Here is a 15,548-nt window from a genome sequence, read left to right as displayed (position 1 = left end):
GGGGTATCATGGCTGAGTTCGACGTCGATCTCTTCGTCATCGGTGCAGGCTCGGGCGGGACGCGCGCCGCGCGCATCGCCGCCGGCCACGGCGCCCGCGTCATGATCGCCGAGGAGGACCGCATCGGCGGCACCTGCGTCATCCGTGGCTGCGTGCCGAAGAAGCTCTTCGTCTATGCCAGCCGCTTCGCCGAGGATTTCGAGGACGCCGCCGGCTTCGGCTGGACCCTGCCGCAGGCGCCCGTCTTCGACTGGCCGACGCTGCGCGACGCCGTGGCCAACGAAGTCACCCGCCTGTCGGGCCTCTATCGCAAGGGGCTCGAGGGCGCGAAGGTCCAGATTCGCGAGGAGCGCGCCGTCGTCGAAGGCCCGCATCAGGTCCGGCTGGTGAAGAGCGGGGAGGTGATCCGCGCCCGCCATATCCTGGTCGCGACCGGCGGCTGGCCGTCCTTCGATCCGCCGATCCCCGGCGGCGAGCTCGGCATTTCCTCGAACGAGGTCTTCAACCTGCCGGCGTTGCCGAAGCGCCTGCTCGTGGTCGGCGGCGGTTACATCGCGCTCGAATTCGCCAGCCTCTTCGCCCGGCTCGGGGTCGCGGTGACGGTGCTGCACCGGGGTGACAACATCCTGCGCGGCTTCGACGAGGATATCCGCATCCGCCTGCGCGATGCGCTTCTCCATGCCGGGATCACCCTGCGACTGGGCTGCACGATCGACCGGATCGAGGAGCTGGCCGACGGCACCCGCCGCGCCCATTGCGCCAAGGGCGAGCCGATCGATGCCGATGTCATCCTCGTCGCCACCGGCCGCCGGCCGAACACCAAGGGGCTCGGCCTGGAGCAGGCCGGCGTCGCGATGGGCCCGCTTGGCGAGATCAAGGTCGATGCGGCCTCGGCCAGCAGCGTGCCCTCGATCCATGCCGTCGGCGATGTGACCAACCGGGTCAACCTGACGCCGGTCGCGATCCGCGAGGGCCATGCCTTCGCCGACTCGACCTTCGGCAGCCGGACCTGGACGGTCGACCACGCCACCATCGCCTCGGCCGTCTTCACGACGCCGGAGGTCGGCACCGTCGGCCTGTCGGAGGCGCAGGCTCTCGCCGCGGGTCATGAGGTCAAGGTCTTCGAATCCGGCTTCCGACCGATGAAGGCGACGATCTCCGGCCGTCAGGAGCGCATCTACATGAAGCTCGTGGTCGACGCGCAATCGGACAAGGTGCTCGGCGTTCATATCCTCGGGCACGATGCCGGCGAGATCGTCCAGGCGGTCGGGATCGCCGTGACGATGGGCGCGACCAAGGCCGATTTCGACCGCACCGTCGCGCTGCATCCGAGCGCGGCCGAGGAGCTGGTGACGATGCGCACGCCGCGTGCGGGCTAAAGTAGCGAAATCATCCTTGTCATTCCGGGTTCGCGACTGCGCGAAACCCCGGAATGACAAAGGTCGTTCCCACCGCCCTGTTGAATCGGGCTGTGAAGCACTTGAATCGGGATGGCAGGCCGTTGCTGTGATAGCGTAACGATGGCCGCTATCCCGTTGCCGGGAATCGGCTTTTCGATCGCTTGCGATGGCGGGCAGGGCGGCCTGCCGCGAGGGCTTCCCTCAGACGGTGGCCATTCCCACATCATCGGTGTATAGCCGCCCCTTCGCGCTACCAAGAGGTTAACGATGCGCGATCTCACAGTCAGGAGCACGTAAGTCCCATGTCCGAGCGGTGGACGCCAGATAGCTGGAGGGCCAAGCCCGTCCAGCAGATTCCGGAATATCCGGACCAGGCAGCCTTGAAGGCGGTTGAGCAGCAGCTCGCCGGCTTTCCGCCGCTCGTTTTTGCAGGCGAGGCGCGCAAGCTCAAGCGGGCGTTGAGCAAGGTCGCCGCCGGTGAAGCCTTCCTTCTCCAGGGAGGCGATTGCGCCGAGAGCTTCGCCGAGCATTCGGCCGACAATATCCGCGACTTCTTCCGGTTGTTCCTGCAGATGGCGGTCGTCCTGACCTTCGCCGGCGGCTCGCCGGTGGTGAAGGTCGGCCGCATCGCCGGCCAGTTCGCCAAGCCGCGCTCGGCCCCGACCGAGACGATCGGCGGCGTCGAATTGCCGAGCTACAAGGGCGACATCGTCAACGACAACGAGTTCACGGCCGAGGCGCGCATTCCCGATCCGCGCCGCCAGCTCGAGGGCTATCGCCAGTCGGCCGCGACGCTGAACCTGATCCGCGCCTTCGCGACCGGCGGCTACGCCAATCTCGACAACGCGCATCGCTGGATGCTCGGCTTCGTCAAGGATAGCCCGCAGTCGCATCGCTACCAGGAAGTGGCCGAGCGCATCACCGAGGCGCTGGAATTCATGCGCGCCATCGGCATCGATCCGGAGACCCATCCGGAGATGCGCACGACCGACTTCTACACCAGCCACGAGGCGCTGCTGCTCGGCTACGAGCAGGCGATGACGCGGACGGATTCGACGACCGGCGAATGGTACGCTACCTCCGGCCACATGGTCTGGATCGGTGATCGCACCCGCCAGATCGACCATGCCCATGTCGAGTTCTTCCGCGGCATCAAGAACCCGATCGGCCTGAAATGCGGTCCCTCGACCACGGTCGATGGCCTGCTCAAGCTGATCGACGTGCTCGATCCGCAGAACCAGGCGGGGCGTCTCACGCTGATCGCGCGCTTCGGCGCCGACAAGGTCTTTGATCATCTGCCGGCGCTGGTGCGGGCGACGAAGCGCGAAGGCCGCAATGTCGTCTGGTCCTGCGATCCGATGCACGGCAACACGGTCAAGGCTGCCAGCGGCTACAAGACCCGTCCCTTCGACCTGATCCTGGGCGAGGTGAAGAACTTCTTCGCCGTCCACCAGGCCGAGGGCACCCATGCCGGCGGCCTGCATCTGGAGATGACCGGCAAGAACGTCACCGAATGCACCGGCGGCGCGCGCGGCATGACCGATGCGGACCTCAACGACCGTTACCACACGTTCTGCGACCCGCGTCTCAACGCGGAGCAGGCGCTGGAGCTCGCCTTCATCGTCGCCGAGCTGGTCAAGCGCCAGCGCGCCGGCCGGGCGCGGCCCGAGGTCGAGGCGGCCGAGTAAGCCGGCGTCGCCCCCCAGCGAAAATGAAAAGGGCCGGTGCGATCCGCACCGGCCCTTTTCTGTTTGCTATCGCTGTCTATCAGAACTTCAGGGCGGCGCCGACGCGGGCCTGGTTGAGGCTCGTGGTGACGCCCTCGACATCGTTGAAGCGGGTATAGAGATACTCGGCGCGGACGATCAGATTGTCGGTCAGCGCCGCTTCGATACCGCCGCCGATCACGCCGCCATAGCCCCAGACATCCTTCTTCGGGCCGCCGACCGTGCGCGGCCAGCCGACATAGCTGCCCAGGGCGACGCCGTTGACGTCGGTCGGACCCCAGTCGGTATAGATCGAGACATTGGTGTCGAAGCGCCCTGCCGCGGCACCGAGCGTGAAATAGGGCATCAGGCGGCCATAGGCATAGCCGAAGCGCGCCCGCAGCGAGACGTAGTCGTTGATCCGGGCGTTCTGGGTCGAGCCGACGGTGAGGAATTCGTTGCCGATGCGCCGCGACTCGATGCGGGAGGACATCGCTTCCTGGTCGATGCGCGAGTAGTCGGCCTCCAGGCCCATGACCACCTCGCCGAAGGCCCAGTTATAGCCGGCATAGCCGCCGAAGATGCTGCCGCTGTCGCGGCGCGGCATGGTGATCGTCATGTCGCGGACATTGGCCGTGGCCGCGATCGTCGTGTTCAGCAGCGCGTAATCCACGAGCCGGTCGACGCTGCGGTCTCGCTCGAAACGAGATTGCGCCTGCCCGGCAAAGCCGCCGATATAGAAGCCATCCCATGAAAACCTGTCGGGCGCCGGCGGCGCGTCCTCGACCTGCGAGCCGCGCAGCACGGGGTAGTCCGCCGCAAGCGTCGGCGCGGCGAAAAGGCTGGTCGCAAGGATCGTAGACCCAAGCATGAGCGCGATGGAACGGATGCGCATCCTGATCTCCCCAAGCGACGGTCCGGTTCCACCCGTTTCACCTCGCTCTGGGCACAATTCATGCCTTGGTAACCCTAATGCCGGGTTAACATCGCTATTCGTCCAGCACCTTGCGTCATGGTCAGTTCGTGCTGCAGGACATCGACCCTTGCCCTTTCAGCTGGAGCCTTGCGCATGCGTGAAACTCTCTGCCGGCTAGGGTGCTGGCTTCCGGTCGCTGCAGCCGCGCTTGGGCTCGCTGCCTGCGGCTCGCTGCCGCCACCGGTCGGCGGCACGGCGGTCGCCTGGGTCAAGGGTCCTGCGGAGGTATCGAACCCGGCGCAAGCGCTCGCAGCGGCACAGGCGCGCTATCCGAACCGCAGCCTGACGGCCAGGGATCTCGTTCGCGTCAGCTGCGCGATGGACGACATTTCCTGGCATGAAGGCAATGCGGTCGTTCCTCCCGGCAAGCATCTCGGGCGGGGGACCATCGTACGCATCCGCGTCGGCACGCCGTTGGTGGGAATCACGGATGGGCATTTCGACGAGATCATCGAGGTCGTGGCCTCGCCGGGCGCGGTGCCGCATGAATTGCCGAGAGCGAGGAACGGGAAGCTGATCGACTACCCTGCGGCTACGGCAAGCAACTATGTCGGTGGGCAGGGAGCCACGCTGGCCCTGTCCTGCTCGGCCGGGCTGTAGGAGTTGCGTCAGTGCGATGGAAGACCGAGGAGGGTTCAGGCGCAACGGCATGATTGTCGCCTGCCGGCAAACGCGCCATAAGCCGGGCCATGACCTCGCCCCTCGTTCGCTTCGCGCCGTCGCCCACCGGCTATCTCCATATCGGCAACGCCCGGCCGGCGCTGTTCAACTGGCTCTTCGCGCGCCGGCATGGCGGCCGCTTCCTGCTGCGCTACGACGATACCGATATTGCCCGCTCGAAGGCGGAATATGCCGATGCCATCGCCGAGGACCTCGGCTGGCTCGGCATCGTGCCCGATCAGGTGATCAAGCAGTCCGAGCGGCTGGCGATCTATGACGCCGCCGCCGATCGTTTGCGCGGGGCAGGGCGGCTCTATGCCTGCTACGAGACGGCCGATGAGCTGGATCGCCGCCGCAAGCGCCAGCTCGCCCGTGGCCTGCCGCCGATCTATGACCGCGCCGCGCTGAAGCTCACCGACGAGCAGAAGGCGGCCTTCGCGGCGGAGGGGCGCAAGCCCCATTGGCGCTTCCTGCTTGAACCGCGCGAAGTCGCCTGGGACGATCTCGTGCGCGGTGCCTCCCATGTCGACTGCGCTTCGCTCTCGGACCCGGTGCTGGTGCGCGAGGATGGCAGCTATCTCTACACGCTGCCCTCCGTCGTCGACGATATCGAGACCGGCGTGACCCATGTCATCCGCGGCGAGGACCACGTCACCAACACGGCGGTCCAGGCCCAGATCTTCGAGGCGCTCGGTGCGAGCCTGCCGGCCTTCGGCCACCACAACCTGCTGACCACCGCGAGCGGTGAGGGGCTATCTAAGCGCCTCGGCCATCTCTCTTTGCGCGGCCTGCGCGAGACCGGCGTCGAGGCGCTGGCCGTGGCGGCGCTGGCGACGCTGGTCGGCACCTCCGATGCCGTGCGTCCGGTGGCGAGCCTCGACGAGCTCGCAGGCCTCGTCGAACTCGCCCATGTCTCGCGCGCGCCGGCCAAGTTCGACGAGCACGAGCTTGAGACGCTGAGCGCCCGCACGCTGCACCAGTTGCCGCTCGTGGCGGTCGAGGATCGCCTGAAAGCGCTCGGCGTCGCCGCTGACGAGGCGTTCTGGCAGGCCGTGCGCGGCAATCTCGCCAAGCTGGACGAAGCGGCCCAGTGGTGGCGCGTGGTGCAGGGGGCGATCGAGCCCGTGATCGCCGATGCCGGCTTCGTTGTGACCGCGGCCGGGCTGCTGCCGGTCGAGCCCTTCGACGCCACGACCTGGAAGAGCTGGACGCAAGCCGTCTCGGCGGCGACCGGCGCCAAGGGCAAGGCGCTGTTCATGCCGCTCCGTCAGGCCCTGACGGGGCTCGACCATGGCCCGGAACTCGCCGCGCTGCTGCCGCTGATCGGGCGCGAAAAGGCGCTGAAGCGATTGGCCGGCGAGAGCGCCTGATGCTCTCACTCCGTCATGCTCGCCCTGGTGGCGAGCATCCACGTCTTAAGCGCCGCTTCCGTTAGAAGAAGCCGTGATGGTTGGGATAAGCCCGCCCATCTCGTGTGGAGCACTCGATCTCCTCACTCATGCCGCTCCATCGCCGAGGCGTGCTTGGTGTCGCGCATGGTCGCGTAGACCAGGAATGACAGGAAAATCACGCCGGCGAGATAGTAGTAGAACCACTGTTCGTGGCCCTGCTGCTTGAAGAACAGCGCAATGGCCGGCGCGGTACCGCCGAAGATTGAGACGGTCACGGCATAGGGCACGGCGACGCCGGTGGCGCGGATCGCGGTCGGGAACAGCTCCGCCTTCACCACGGCGTTGATCGAGGTGTAGCCGGCCGTGAAGATCCAGGCGCCGCAGATCAGCAGGAAGGCCGTGAAGGCCGATTTGGTATCGGCGAGCGCCGTCAGGATCGGCACGGTCAGGAGCGAGCCCGCCAGTCCGAAGAAGATCAGCATCGGCTTGCGGCCGATCCGGTCCGAAATCATGCCGTAGATCGGCTGCAGCAGCGCCGCGAAGATCAGCGAGCCCGCGATGACATAGGTCGTGGTCAGGTCGGAGAGGCCGACCGTCTGCCTGACGAAGGTCTGCATATAGGTCGTGAAGGTGTAGAAGGCCGCCGTGCCGCCGGCGGTGAGACCGACCACGATCGCGACCTCGCGCGGATATTTCAGCAGGCCCTTGAGCGAGCTTTCCTTCTTCTTCATCGTCGCCTTGGCGGCCTCGAAGGACTCCGTCTCGTGCATGTGCCGGCGCATCAGCATGGCGGTGACGGCGAGCATCGCGCCGATGACGAAGGGAATGCGCCAGCCCCAGTCGACGAGCTGTTCATGCGTCAGGAAGACGTTCTGGAGCAGGAGCAACACCAGGATCGCGGTAAGCTGCCCGCCGATCAGCGTCACGTACTGGAAGCTCGAATAGAAGCCGCGATGCTCGGGATCGGCGATCTCCGAGAGATAGGTCGCGCTCGCCCCGTATTCGCCGCCGAGGCTCAGGCCCTCGATGATGCGCGCCAGCGCCAGCAGGGCCGGGGCCGCGAAGCCGATCGTCGCATAGGTCGGCGTCACCGCGATGATCAGCGAGCCGAAGCACATCATCACGACCGAGACGGTCAGCGACAGGCGTCGCCCGTAGCGGTCGGCGAGATGGCCGAAGAGCCAGCCGCCGATCGGCCGCACGATGAAGCCGGCCGCGAACAGTGTCGCGGCGTTGAGCTGCTGCACCACCGGATCATGCGAGGGGAAGAAGGCCGGCGCGAAATAGAGCGCGAAAGCGGTGTAGGCGTAGAAATCGTACCACTCGACGAGATTGCCGACCGAGCCGATGAAGATCGCCTTCAAGCGGCGCCTGGCGTCGTCGAACTGGATGGGATGGGCGGGAGCTGTCGCAGTCGTCTCTGACATGGCGGCCTTCTGAGCTGGGGAGCGTCAGAAGCGGGCGCGCGGCGCGAACGAGCCGTGGGACGGGTCTGGCGGCCTCCCGGAGGCGGCTTGGATGGCCTCTTATGCTGCCGTTCCAGTCATGCGTCCAGAAGCGATCGCATCGCTTTCGATAGGCCTTCCATGCATTGGTTGCATGGAACTTTTTTGCGCTCAGGGCCGCGCGACCTGCGGGCTGAGGTTCGGTGCGAGATTGGGCGCGACGATCCGCACCGTCCGGCGCTCGCCGGTAGGGCTCTGCGATTCGCTCTTCAGCCCGTCCTTCTTGTCGAGCACCTTCTCGCCGACAATATCGGGGCCGACGCCGGCCGACTCGGTGCCCGCCGTCGGCGAATCCTCGGATGGCATCGGCTTCTCGTCAGGCACGGCCGGAACCGGCGCCGGAGCAGCCGTCTGGGTCGGAGCGCCCTTGCGCTTGGGGTCGGCCTTAGGCCGCGACAGTTCGGCTGCGCGCTGCTCGGTCAGGATGACGTCGCCCTTGCGCTTGTCGAGCAGGTACTCGGCATCCTTGAGGGCGGCCGACCAGCTTTGCCCCTGGCCGCGGCAGGTGCAGGCGGCATCGAAGCTGCGGGCGTATTTGCCGGCATTGGCCAGCGAGGAATAGGGCTGGCCGGTCGACCGCGAGGCCGCGTTCTGGATGTCGCCGCCCGTGCTCATGCCATAGGCCAGCGTCTCGGTGCCGGGGCAGAGCGCCTGGCACATCTCGTCGCCATTGCCGGTATTGTTCGCGAGCGGGAAGAAGTAGCCGTCGCAGGTACGGACGCAAACGGTCTGCGGGCCGCCGAGACGCGGCTTCGCCGGCTCCAGCGGCTGTTCGGGATCGAGCTCGGGCAGGGTCGAATCGAGTGTGCCGGGGCCGGGATCACGCCCGAAGATCGTGTCGAAGAAGCCGCGCGGCTGCGCCCGGCAATTGCTGTTGATCGCGGCGATGAGCTGGGCCCGGCGCTGCTCGATGCCGCCGCCCTGCGCCTGCCGCTGCAGCGCACCGTACTGGTTCTGCAACTGGCCGATCTGCTGGCGGATGAAATTGCATTGCGGTGGGGGTGAGTCGAAGAAGCTGAAGCCGCGGTCGCAACCCATGGAGCGGTACTGGTTGCTCAATTGCGCGAGCTGGGCGCCGACGCGCTGCGCGGCCTGGGCCGCGCGCGGATCGCTGCCGCTCTGGCCCTGAAGGCCGTCGAGCTCGGCGCGCCAGGCGTTGCAGGACGCCGACTGCGCCACGGCGGTACCATCGAGGGCGGCCAGCATCACGAGGGCCATGCCGAAGCGTCGGGAAAGTCGCAGCATCATCGCAGGTCGGGTCACGTCATCCATAGTCGAGCCGGCTTGCCGGCTCCGTCCGGGAGCAGTGGTCTAGAACACCCGCCAAACACGACGGAACTATGGAGCGGAGCCGCGCCTCTCGCAGGCCGCGCGGATGCTCCATTGCGAGGGCATCGCATGCCACATCCGGGCAAGCGCAGCAATCCGGGGACGCATGCGCCGCGCCGGTGGTGGAAAACTCCGGTTCTTGCTGGAGCCGGATCCGATCAGGTTGATTCAACCTGATCGGTGAATCCGCCTCCAAATTTGAGTGAGAGAACGCGTTATCCGATCCGACTGCGTTGCAGTCGGATCGGCGCGTGCTCTAGAAGACCTGCGGCAGCGGCCCGCCCGCGCCGGCCTTCCGTGCAGCGCCAACCAGGCAAGCCCGCCCCATGTCCGACTATCTGCCTCTTCACGAAGCCGTCATCCCGGAGCTGCCGAACTATTATCGCGGCAAGGTCCGCGAGAATTACGACCTGCCCGACAACCGCCGTATCCTGATCTCGACCGACCGGCTCTCGGCTTTCGACCGCGCGATCGCCTCGATTCCGCTGAAGGGCCAGGTGCTGACGCAGACGGCGCGCTACTGGTTCGAGCAGACCGCCGATATCTGCCCCAACCATGTGCTGGAATATCCCGATCCGAACATCGTCGTCGGCAAGCGGCTGGAGATCCTGCCCGTCGAGATGGTGGTGCGCGGCTATCTCGCCGGCACGACCGGCACCTCGATCCTGACGATGTACAAGCAGGGCCGGCGCGAGATGTATGGCATGACCTTGCCGGAGGGCTTGCGCGACAACGAGGCGCTGCCGCAGGCGATCATCACCCCGACGAGCAAGGCCTTCGACGGCGGCCATGACGAGCCGCTCTCGGCCGCGCAGATCGTGGGGGAGGGGCTGCTGACCCAGGCCCAGTGGGATACCGTCTCGGCCTATGCGCTGGCGCTCTTCGCCCGTGGCCAGAAGCTCGCGGCTGAGCGCGGCCTGATCCTCGCCGATACGAAATACGAGTTCGGCACCGATGCCGAGGGCAACATCCTGCTGGCCGACGAGATCCATACGCCGGATTCGAGCCGCTACTGGTTCGCCGAAAGCTATCCCGAGCGCTTCGCCGCCGGCGGCAAGCCCGAATCCTTCGACAAGGATTTCGTGCGCAACTGGGTCGTGGCGCGCTGTGATCCCTATACGCAGGATCTGCCGCCGATCCCGCAGGAGCTGATCGACGAGACCTCTGCGGTCTATGTCAGGGCCTATGAGGCGATCACGGGAACCGCCTTCGCTTACCCGTCGAAGGGCGAGGACCCGGCGCAGCGGATCCGGCGCAATCTGGCGAAGTATTTCTAGGCTAGGCTCGTCATTCTCGGGCGGAGCGCAGCGCAGACCCGAGAATCTCAGGCAGGGCGAGGCGAGGAGCCTCCGTGTCATGAGATGCTCGGGTCAAGCCCGAGCATGACGGCCATGACCTGGGTCGCTCTCTATGCCCCGTCTTCCTCGCGATAATTGCCGGCGAGGTGCCGGCCGCGCTCGGTCAGCGTCGAGAGCACACGCTCGAACACCTTGAGCTCGTCGGGCGCGATGCCCTCGATCCAGCGCGCCTCGAAGCCCAGAGCCAGCGGCACGATCTGGTCATAGATGCGCTTGCCCGCGGCGGTCAGCGTGACGAAGGATTCGCGCCGGTCCTGCCGGTTCTCGGAGCGCGAGACGAGACCGCGCTTCTCCAGCTCGCCGACGGCGCGCGAGACCTTGGTCTTGTGCATCTGGGCGAGCTCGCCGATGTCGCGCGAGGTCAGCTTGCCGAACTCGCCGAGCTGCGCCACCACGCGCCATTCCGGGATGCCGATCCCGAAATGCTCGCCATAGATGCGGCCGAGCGCGCGGCCGCCAAGCGTGCCGACGACATTGAGGCGATAGGGCAGGAAGCGCTCCAGATGGAGCGCCTGGTCTTGCGTGTCGGTTGTTGGCTTCTTCGTCATGACGGTGAGGAAGGCGCGCCTCAGCGCGCCTTCAGCCTGTTCATGAACGAGTCGTAGGACAGCTCCGCGACCTGCCACCAGAGCAGGTTCTCGCCGCGGAAGGCGACCATCGAATCGTAGCCCTTCTTGAAGTCCGGGCTCTTGGCGCTGGTCTCGGCGTAGTATTCCTCGGCTGCCTTGAGCGCTGCCTCCATCACCGGCAGCGGGAAGCCGCGCAATTGCGCGCCCTGCGCCACCAGCCGGCGCAACCCGCCCGGATTCACGAAGTCGTACTTCGCCAGCATCCAGTTATTGGCCGCCTCGCAGGCGTTCTGGACGATCGCCTGATAGTGCTTGGGCAGCTTGTTCCAGGCATCCTTGCCGATGATCAGATGCAGCATGGCGCCGCCCTCCCACCAGCCGGGGTAGTAGTAGTACTTGGCGACGCGGATGAAGCCGAGCTTCTCGTCGTCATAGGGGCCGACGAACTCGGCCGCGTCGATCGTGCCGCGCTCCAGCGCCGGATAGACATCGCCCGGCGCGATCTGCGTCGGCACCACGCCGAGCTTGGCGAGCACCGCGCCGCCCATGCCGCCGATGCGGAACTTCAGGCCCTTGAGGTCGTCGATGCTCTTCAATTCGTTGCGGAAGAAGCCGCCCATCTGGCAGCCGGAATTGCCGCAGGGGATCGAATAGGCGTTGAAACGGTCGAGCACGCCATTCACCACCTGCTCGCCGCCGCCGAAATACCACCAGCTATGCTGCTGGCGGGCGTTGAGGCCGAAGGGGATGCCGGTGCCGAGACCCAGCGTCGGGTCCTTGCCGATATAGAAATAGGTCGGCGAATGCGCGCATTCGACCGTGCCGGAAGAGACCGCATCGAGCGCCTGCAGGCCGGGCACGATCTCGCCGGGCGCGAAGACCTGGATGTCGAACTTGCCGTCCGTCGCCTCGGAGACGTATTTCGAGAACTGTTGCGCCGTGCCGAAAATCGTGTCGAGCGACTTCGGGAAGCTCGATGTCAGGCGCCACTTCACCTCGGGCTGCGACTGAGCGATCGCCGGCATCGCGACGGTCGTCGCGGCGGCGGCCAGTGCCCCCGATTTCAAAAAGCTGCGACGTTCCATATGGTTTTCTCCCGAGGGATTGTTATGCCTTTATGCCCTTATTGGCGCGTCCGGGAAGGAATGAAAAGACATGAAGCTTGCCTCGCTCGCGCATGGCCGTGACGGCCGTCTCGTCGTCGTCTCGCGGGACCTGACCCGCGCCACCGACGCCTTTCCGGTCGTGCCGACATTGCAGGCGGCCCTCGACGACTGGGAGCGGAATGCGCCGCGCCTCGCCGATCTCGCCGAGGGGCTGGAGCACGGCTCGGTCCCGTCTTTCCGCTTCCACGAGCACGATTGCGCCGCGCCGTTGCCACGCGCCTATCAGTGGCTCGACGGCTCGGCCTATGTGAACCATGTCGATCTCGTCCGGAAGGCGAGGGGGGCGACCATGCCGGAGAGCTTCTGGACCGATCCGCTGATGTATCAGGGCGGCAGCGATGCCTCGCTCGGCCCGCGTCAGGCCGTGCAGGCCCGCAGCGAGGAGGACGGCATCGATTTCGAGGCCGAGATCGCGGTCGTGACCGGCGACGTGCCGATGGGCGCGAGCCGCGAGGAGGCGCTCGGGGCGATCCGCCTCGTCATGCTCGTCAATGACGTGAGCTTGCGGAATCGGATTCCCAGCGAATTGGCGAAAGGCTTTGGATTCGTTCAGTCGAAGCCGTCCTCGGCTTATTCGCCGGTGGCGGTGACGCCGGACGAGTTGGGCAACGCCTGGCGTGATGGCCGCTTGCATCTGTCGCTGCTGGCGCTGGTCAACGGCACGCTCTTCGGCAAGCCCGATGCCGGTACCGACATGACCTTCGATTTCGGCACGCTGATCGCCCACGCAGCCGCGACGCGCCGTCTCTCGGCCGGCACCATCATCGGCGCCGGCACGGTCTCGAATCGCGATGCCGACGGTGGGCCAGGCCGGCCGGTGGCGGAAGGCGGGCAGGGCTATGCCTGCATTGCCGAGCAGCGCATGGTCGAGACGATCCGGCAGGGCGGACCCAAGACGCCGTTCCTGCGCTTCGGCGACACCGTCCGCATCGAGATGAAGGATGCGACCGGGCATTCGATCTTCGGTACGATCGAGCAGGAAATCCTGCCGCAAGGCTGATCGACCTCCCGGCCGCCTCCCGTCTTGGCGGCGGCCGGGTGGCCGGATAACGTCACGTCCAAAGCGCCGATGTGGGACGCGAGAACCGAGACGCCATGACCGAGACCGTGCCGTTCTATTCGACTGCCATTCCGCTGGCCTTCTTCGTCTGGGGGCCGGTGCTGGTGGTGCTGCTGTTCTGGGCGGTCGGCCTGTGGTCGAACCGGCAAGGCGTGCCGCGCATGCTGGAGGGCGACTGGGACGGCTACAATGTCGCCGATGTCGAGAAGCTGTTCACGATCTATGGCGAGGACAAGCGCTCCCGCTATCGCAACCGCGTGCTGCCGGCCGATGTCGCCTGCGCCTTCACCTATGCGATCGTCGGCGCGCTGATCGTCGCCGGTCTTGCGATGCGGGGCCAACCCTGGTGGGTGGCAGCGCTCTGCGGTGGCGGCTGGCTCATCGGCGGGCTCTGCGACGTCGCCGAGAATTTCGCGCTGGCGCGCATGCTCGACCGCTATCCGCAGGTCGATGGCGGCAATGTCGCCTTCGCCAGCACGATGACGCGGTTGAAGCTCGTCCTGTTCGCGCTCGGCGTCATCGGCGCGCTCGCCGCGGCCTATCTCGTCTTCAAGCCGCTGGCGGGTTGAGGCCGCGCCACGCTTCGCCGGTCAAGCGGAAACGCGTGGCGATCACGGCCGGGTCGCCGATCAGGATCGTCGGGTCCATCGGCGCAGGCTGGAAGCCCAGCCGTTCAGCGAGACGCAGCGAAGCCAGATTGAGCGGATGCGTCGTGACGGCGATGCTGGGCAGTTCGAGCGTCTCGAAGCCATGTCGCAGCAGGCAAGCTGCAGCCTCCCGTGCATAGCCCCGGCCCCAGCTTGCAACGATGAAACGGTAGCTCAACTGAACGTCCTCAGCCGCATCGCCGTCCGGAATGAGCCCGACATAACCGAGAAAGACATCGGGCCCGGCCTTCGCGAACACGGACCAGTAGCCCAGCCCACGACCGACATGGCTGAAGCTGCGTGCCGCGACGGCATCGCGATTCATCGCGGGGTCGCCGACGGCGGCAATATGCTTCATCACCTGCGGGTCGGCGTTCATGCTGACGATGGCGTCGAGATCCGCGAAGCTTCGCGGGCGCAGCAGTAGCCTCTCGCTCTCCAGTTCCGGCAGCATGGCGTGGTTCGTTCCGGTCATGATTCGAAGTCGATGGTGTGCGGCGTAAAGCTCTGGTGCAGCGCCGTTCGGCTTCCCATATCCTGACCGGCGCCAAGCTGGAACGCGCCTGGAGAATGGGAATGCTGCTTCGTCGTTGGGTCCTGGCCGCTCTGGCCCTCACCCTGTCGGGAATGATGCTGTCGCCGGCCTCGGCGCAGGAAGACCTGATCTTCAGGAAATCGACCGTCTGGAAGATGCTGACGCCGAACGACAAGCTCGCCGTCTACGGCGTTGATGATCCCATCGTCGAAGGCGTTGCCTGCCATTACACCGTGCCCGAGAAGGGCGGCGTCTCCGGCATGTTCGGGCTGGCCGAGGAGGTCTCCGAGGTCTCGCTCGCCTGCCGCCAGATCGGCCCGATCAAGTTCAAGGAGAAGGCGGAGCAGGGCGATGTCGTCTTCCGCGAGCGCCGTTCGCTGATCTGGAAGAAGATGCAGATCGTGCGCGGCTGCGACGCCAAGCGCAACGTGCTGGTCTATCTCGTCTATACCGACAAGCTGATCGACGGCTCGCCGCAGAACTCGACCTCGACCGTCCCGATCATGCCCTGGGGCACGTCGAGTGAGCCGCCGAAATGCTCGGAATGGATTCGGTGAAGGCATCAGACCGAAAGGTGGATCCCACCTTTCGGATAAATCTGATCGCAGACCAACGAGTTGGATCGCCACCCTGCGTCCGATAGGACGCGCGTTCTAACGAAAATTATTCGCCGCAGGTGATGCTGAGCGGCTGCTCGGCCGTCTGCGCCGGGCTCTGCTTGGTGACGGAGCCGGTGAAGTCCTCGCGGTTGGCGACGCCGAAGGCGACCGCCTTGCCGAAGCCCTGCGACTCGCACCAGGCATTGGCGACGATCTTGCCGCATTCGGCCTTGGTCGAGATGCAGTCGGCGACGCCGTAGCCGTCGCTGGCCGGGATCAGGAAGGTGCGGGGCTCGTTGGCGGCCGCGACCGAGCGGCTGGTCGGCATGATCGACAGCGAGATGCCGGCGGCGGCGATCCCGAACAGTCCGACGAGGGCCACGGCGCGGCGCATGAATTCTGTTTCCTGATGGGTTGCGGGCGCAGAACCCGCGAATCGGGAGGATGGTTCCGGCCGGTTAAATTTGAGTGAACCGCGGCAACCTTGAGGCAATGCTGCAATGCAGCAATCGGGCGCCCTCTTGACGGAAAGCCCGCGGAAAGGCAATCAGGTCGGACCATGACGCGAGCCGCCATCAACAGCACTTGCATTATTTGCCGCTAGCTTTCGCTGGCCGGCTGCTCACGTCCTCGTCCTGAAAAACGAA

General features: G+C 66.1%; 15 protein-coding genes. 8 read left to right on the top strand and 7 right to left on the bottom strand.

Annotation, left to right across the window (positions count from 1 at the left end):
• The first annotated feature begins 8 nt into the window (after positions 1-8).
• Together gor and AC3WMA_RS02930 are read left to right on the top strand one after the other, a co-directional pair.
• Positions 9-1,379 carry a glutathione-disulfide reductase gene (gene gor, locus AC3WMA_RS02935; protein ID WP_492283905.1) on the top strand — a complete coding sequence of 457 codons (1,371 nt, stop codon included), beginning with the start codon at positions 9-11 and terminating at the stop codon, positions 1,377-1,379.
• Between the two features lie 323 nt (positions 1,380-1,702).
• The gene (locus AC3WMA_RS02930; RefSeq protein WP_492283904.1) at positions 1,703-3,088 is read left to right on the top strand and encodes a class II 3-deoxy-7-phosphoheptulonate synthase; all 1,386 of its coding nucleotides are present in this window, start codon (positions 1,703-1,705) and stop codon (positions 3,086-3,088) included.
• A gap of 79 nt (positions 3,089-3,167) precedes the next feature.
• On the opposite strand, the gene AC3WMA_RS02925 is transcribed toward AC3WMA_RS02930, so the two are convergent.
• Positions 3,168-4,001, bottom strand: coding sequence for an outer membrane protein (locus AC3WMA_RS02925; protein ID WP_492283903.1), 834 nt, complete (start codon positions 3,999-4,001; stop codon positions 3,168-3,170).
• A gap of 174 nt (positions 4,002-4,175) precedes the next feature.
• On the opposite strand from AC3WMA_RS02925, the gene AC3WMA_RS02920 reads away from it, so the two are divergent.
• Complete coding sequence (locus AC3WMA_RS02920; RefSeq protein ID WP_492283902.1) at positions 4,176-4,682, top strand: hypothetical protein; 507 nt, start codon at positions 4,176-4,178, stop codon at positions 4,680-4,682.
• A gap of 89 nt (positions 4,683-4,771) precedes the next feature.
• Positions 4,772-6,112 (top strand): glutamate--tRNA ligase, encoded by a 1,341-nt coding sequence (gene gltX, locus AC3WMA_RS02915; protein WP_492283901.1) that lies wholly within the window; start codon positions 4,772-4,774, stop codon positions 6,110-6,112.
• A gap of 122 nt (positions 6,113-6,234) precedes the next feature.
• Here the strand turns inward: gltX and AC3WMA_RS02910 are convergent, their stop codons facing one another.
• A complete protein-coding gene (locus AC3WMA_RS02910) occupies positions 6,235-7,560 on the bottom strand; it encodes an MFS transporter (RefSeq protein WP_492283900.1) in 1,326 nt (441 codons plus the stop codon).
• A gap of 189 nt (positions 7,561-7,749) precedes the next feature.
• Entirely contained in the window at positions 7,750-8,901 is a 1,152-nt protein-coding gene (locus AC3WMA_RS02905) for a DUF2865 domain-containing protein (RefSeq protein WP_492283899.1), read from the bottom strand.
• A gap of 392 nt (positions 8,902-9,293) precedes the next feature.
• On the opposite strand from AC3WMA_RS02905, the gene AC3WMA_RS02900 reads away from it, so the two are divergent.
• Positions 9,294-10,244, top strand: coding sequence for a phosphoribosylaminoimidazolesuccinocarboxamide synthase (locus AC3WMA_RS02900; protein WP_492283898.1), 951 nt, complete (start codon positions 9,294-9,296; stop codon positions 10,242-10,244).
• 131 nt (positions 10,245-10,375) lie between these two features.
• Here AC3WMA_RS02900 and AC3WMA_RS02895 read toward each other — a convergent pair whose 3' ends face one another.
• Both AC3WMA_RS02895 and AC3WMA_RS02890 read right to left on the bottom strand, forming a co-directional pair.
• Complete coding sequence (locus tag AC3WMA_RS02895) at positions 10,376-10,873, bottom strand: MarR family winged helix-turn-helix transcriptional regulator (RefSeq protein ID WP_492283897.1); 498 nt, start codon at positions 10,871-10,873, stop codon at positions 10,376-10,378.
• 20 nt (positions 10,874-10,893) lie between these two features.
• Positions 10,894-11,979 (bottom strand): TRAP transporter substrate-binding protein, encoded by a 1,086-nt coding sequence (locus tag AC3WMA_RS02890; RefSeq protein WP_492283896.1) that lies wholly within the window; start codon positions 11,977-11,979, stop codon positions 10,894-10,896.
• 70 nt (positions 11,980-12,049) lie between these two features.
• On the opposite strand from AC3WMA_RS02890, the gene AC3WMA_RS02885 reads away from it, so the two are divergent.
• Both AC3WMA_RS02885 and AC3WMA_RS02880 read left to right on the top strand, forming a co-directional pair.
• Positions 12,050-13,060 carry a fumarylacetoacetate hydrolase family protein gene (locus AC3WMA_RS02885; protein WP_492283895.1) on the top strand — a complete coding sequence of 337 codons (1,011 nt, stop codon included), beginning with the start codon at positions 12,050-12,052 and terminating at the stop codon, positions 13,058-13,060.
• A gap of 95 nt (positions 13,061-13,155) precedes the next feature.
• Positions 13,156-13,689 carry a hypothetical protein gene (locus tag AC3WMA_RS02880; protein WP_492283894.1) on the top strand — a complete coding sequence of 178 codons (534 nt, stop codon included), beginning with the start codon at positions 13,156-13,158 and terminating at the stop codon, positions 13,687-13,689.
• Here AC3WMA_RS02880 and AC3WMA_RS02875 read toward each other — a convergent pair.
• The gene (locus AC3WMA_RS02875) at positions 13,670-14,242 is read right to left on the bottom strand and encodes a GNAT family N-acetyltransferase (RefSeq protein WP_492283893.1); all 573 of its coding nucleotides are present in this window, start codon (positions 14,240-14,242) and stop codon (positions 13,670-13,672) included. The two genes, AC3WMA_RS02880 and AC3WMA_RS02875, sit on opposite strands and share 20 nt — an antisense overlap.
• A 101-nt stretch (positions 14,243-14,343) precedes the next feature.
• On the opposite strand from AC3WMA_RS02875, the gene AC3WMA_RS02870 reads away from it, so the two are divergent.
• A complete protein-coding gene (locus tag AC3WMA_RS02870; RefSeq protein ID WP_492283892.1) occupies positions 14,344-14,859 on the top strand; it encodes a CreA family protein in 516 nt (171 codons plus the stop codon).
• A gap of 106 nt (positions 14,860-14,965) precedes the next feature.
• Here AC3WMA_RS02870 and AC3WMA_RS02865 read toward each other — a convergent pair whose 3' ends face one another.
• Entirely contained in the window at positions 14,966-15,295 is a 330-nt protein-coding gene (locus AC3WMA_RS02865) for a hypothetical protein (RefSeq protein WP_492283891.1), read from the bottom strand.
• Between the last annotated feature and the right edge of the window lie 253 nt (positions 15,296-15,548).

The organism is Allobosea sp. FW305-C-101, assembly GCF_058783685.1.
The sequence above is the reverse complement of the archived record's forward strand: the minus strand, read 5'-3'. Positions and strand labels throughout refer to the sequence as shown.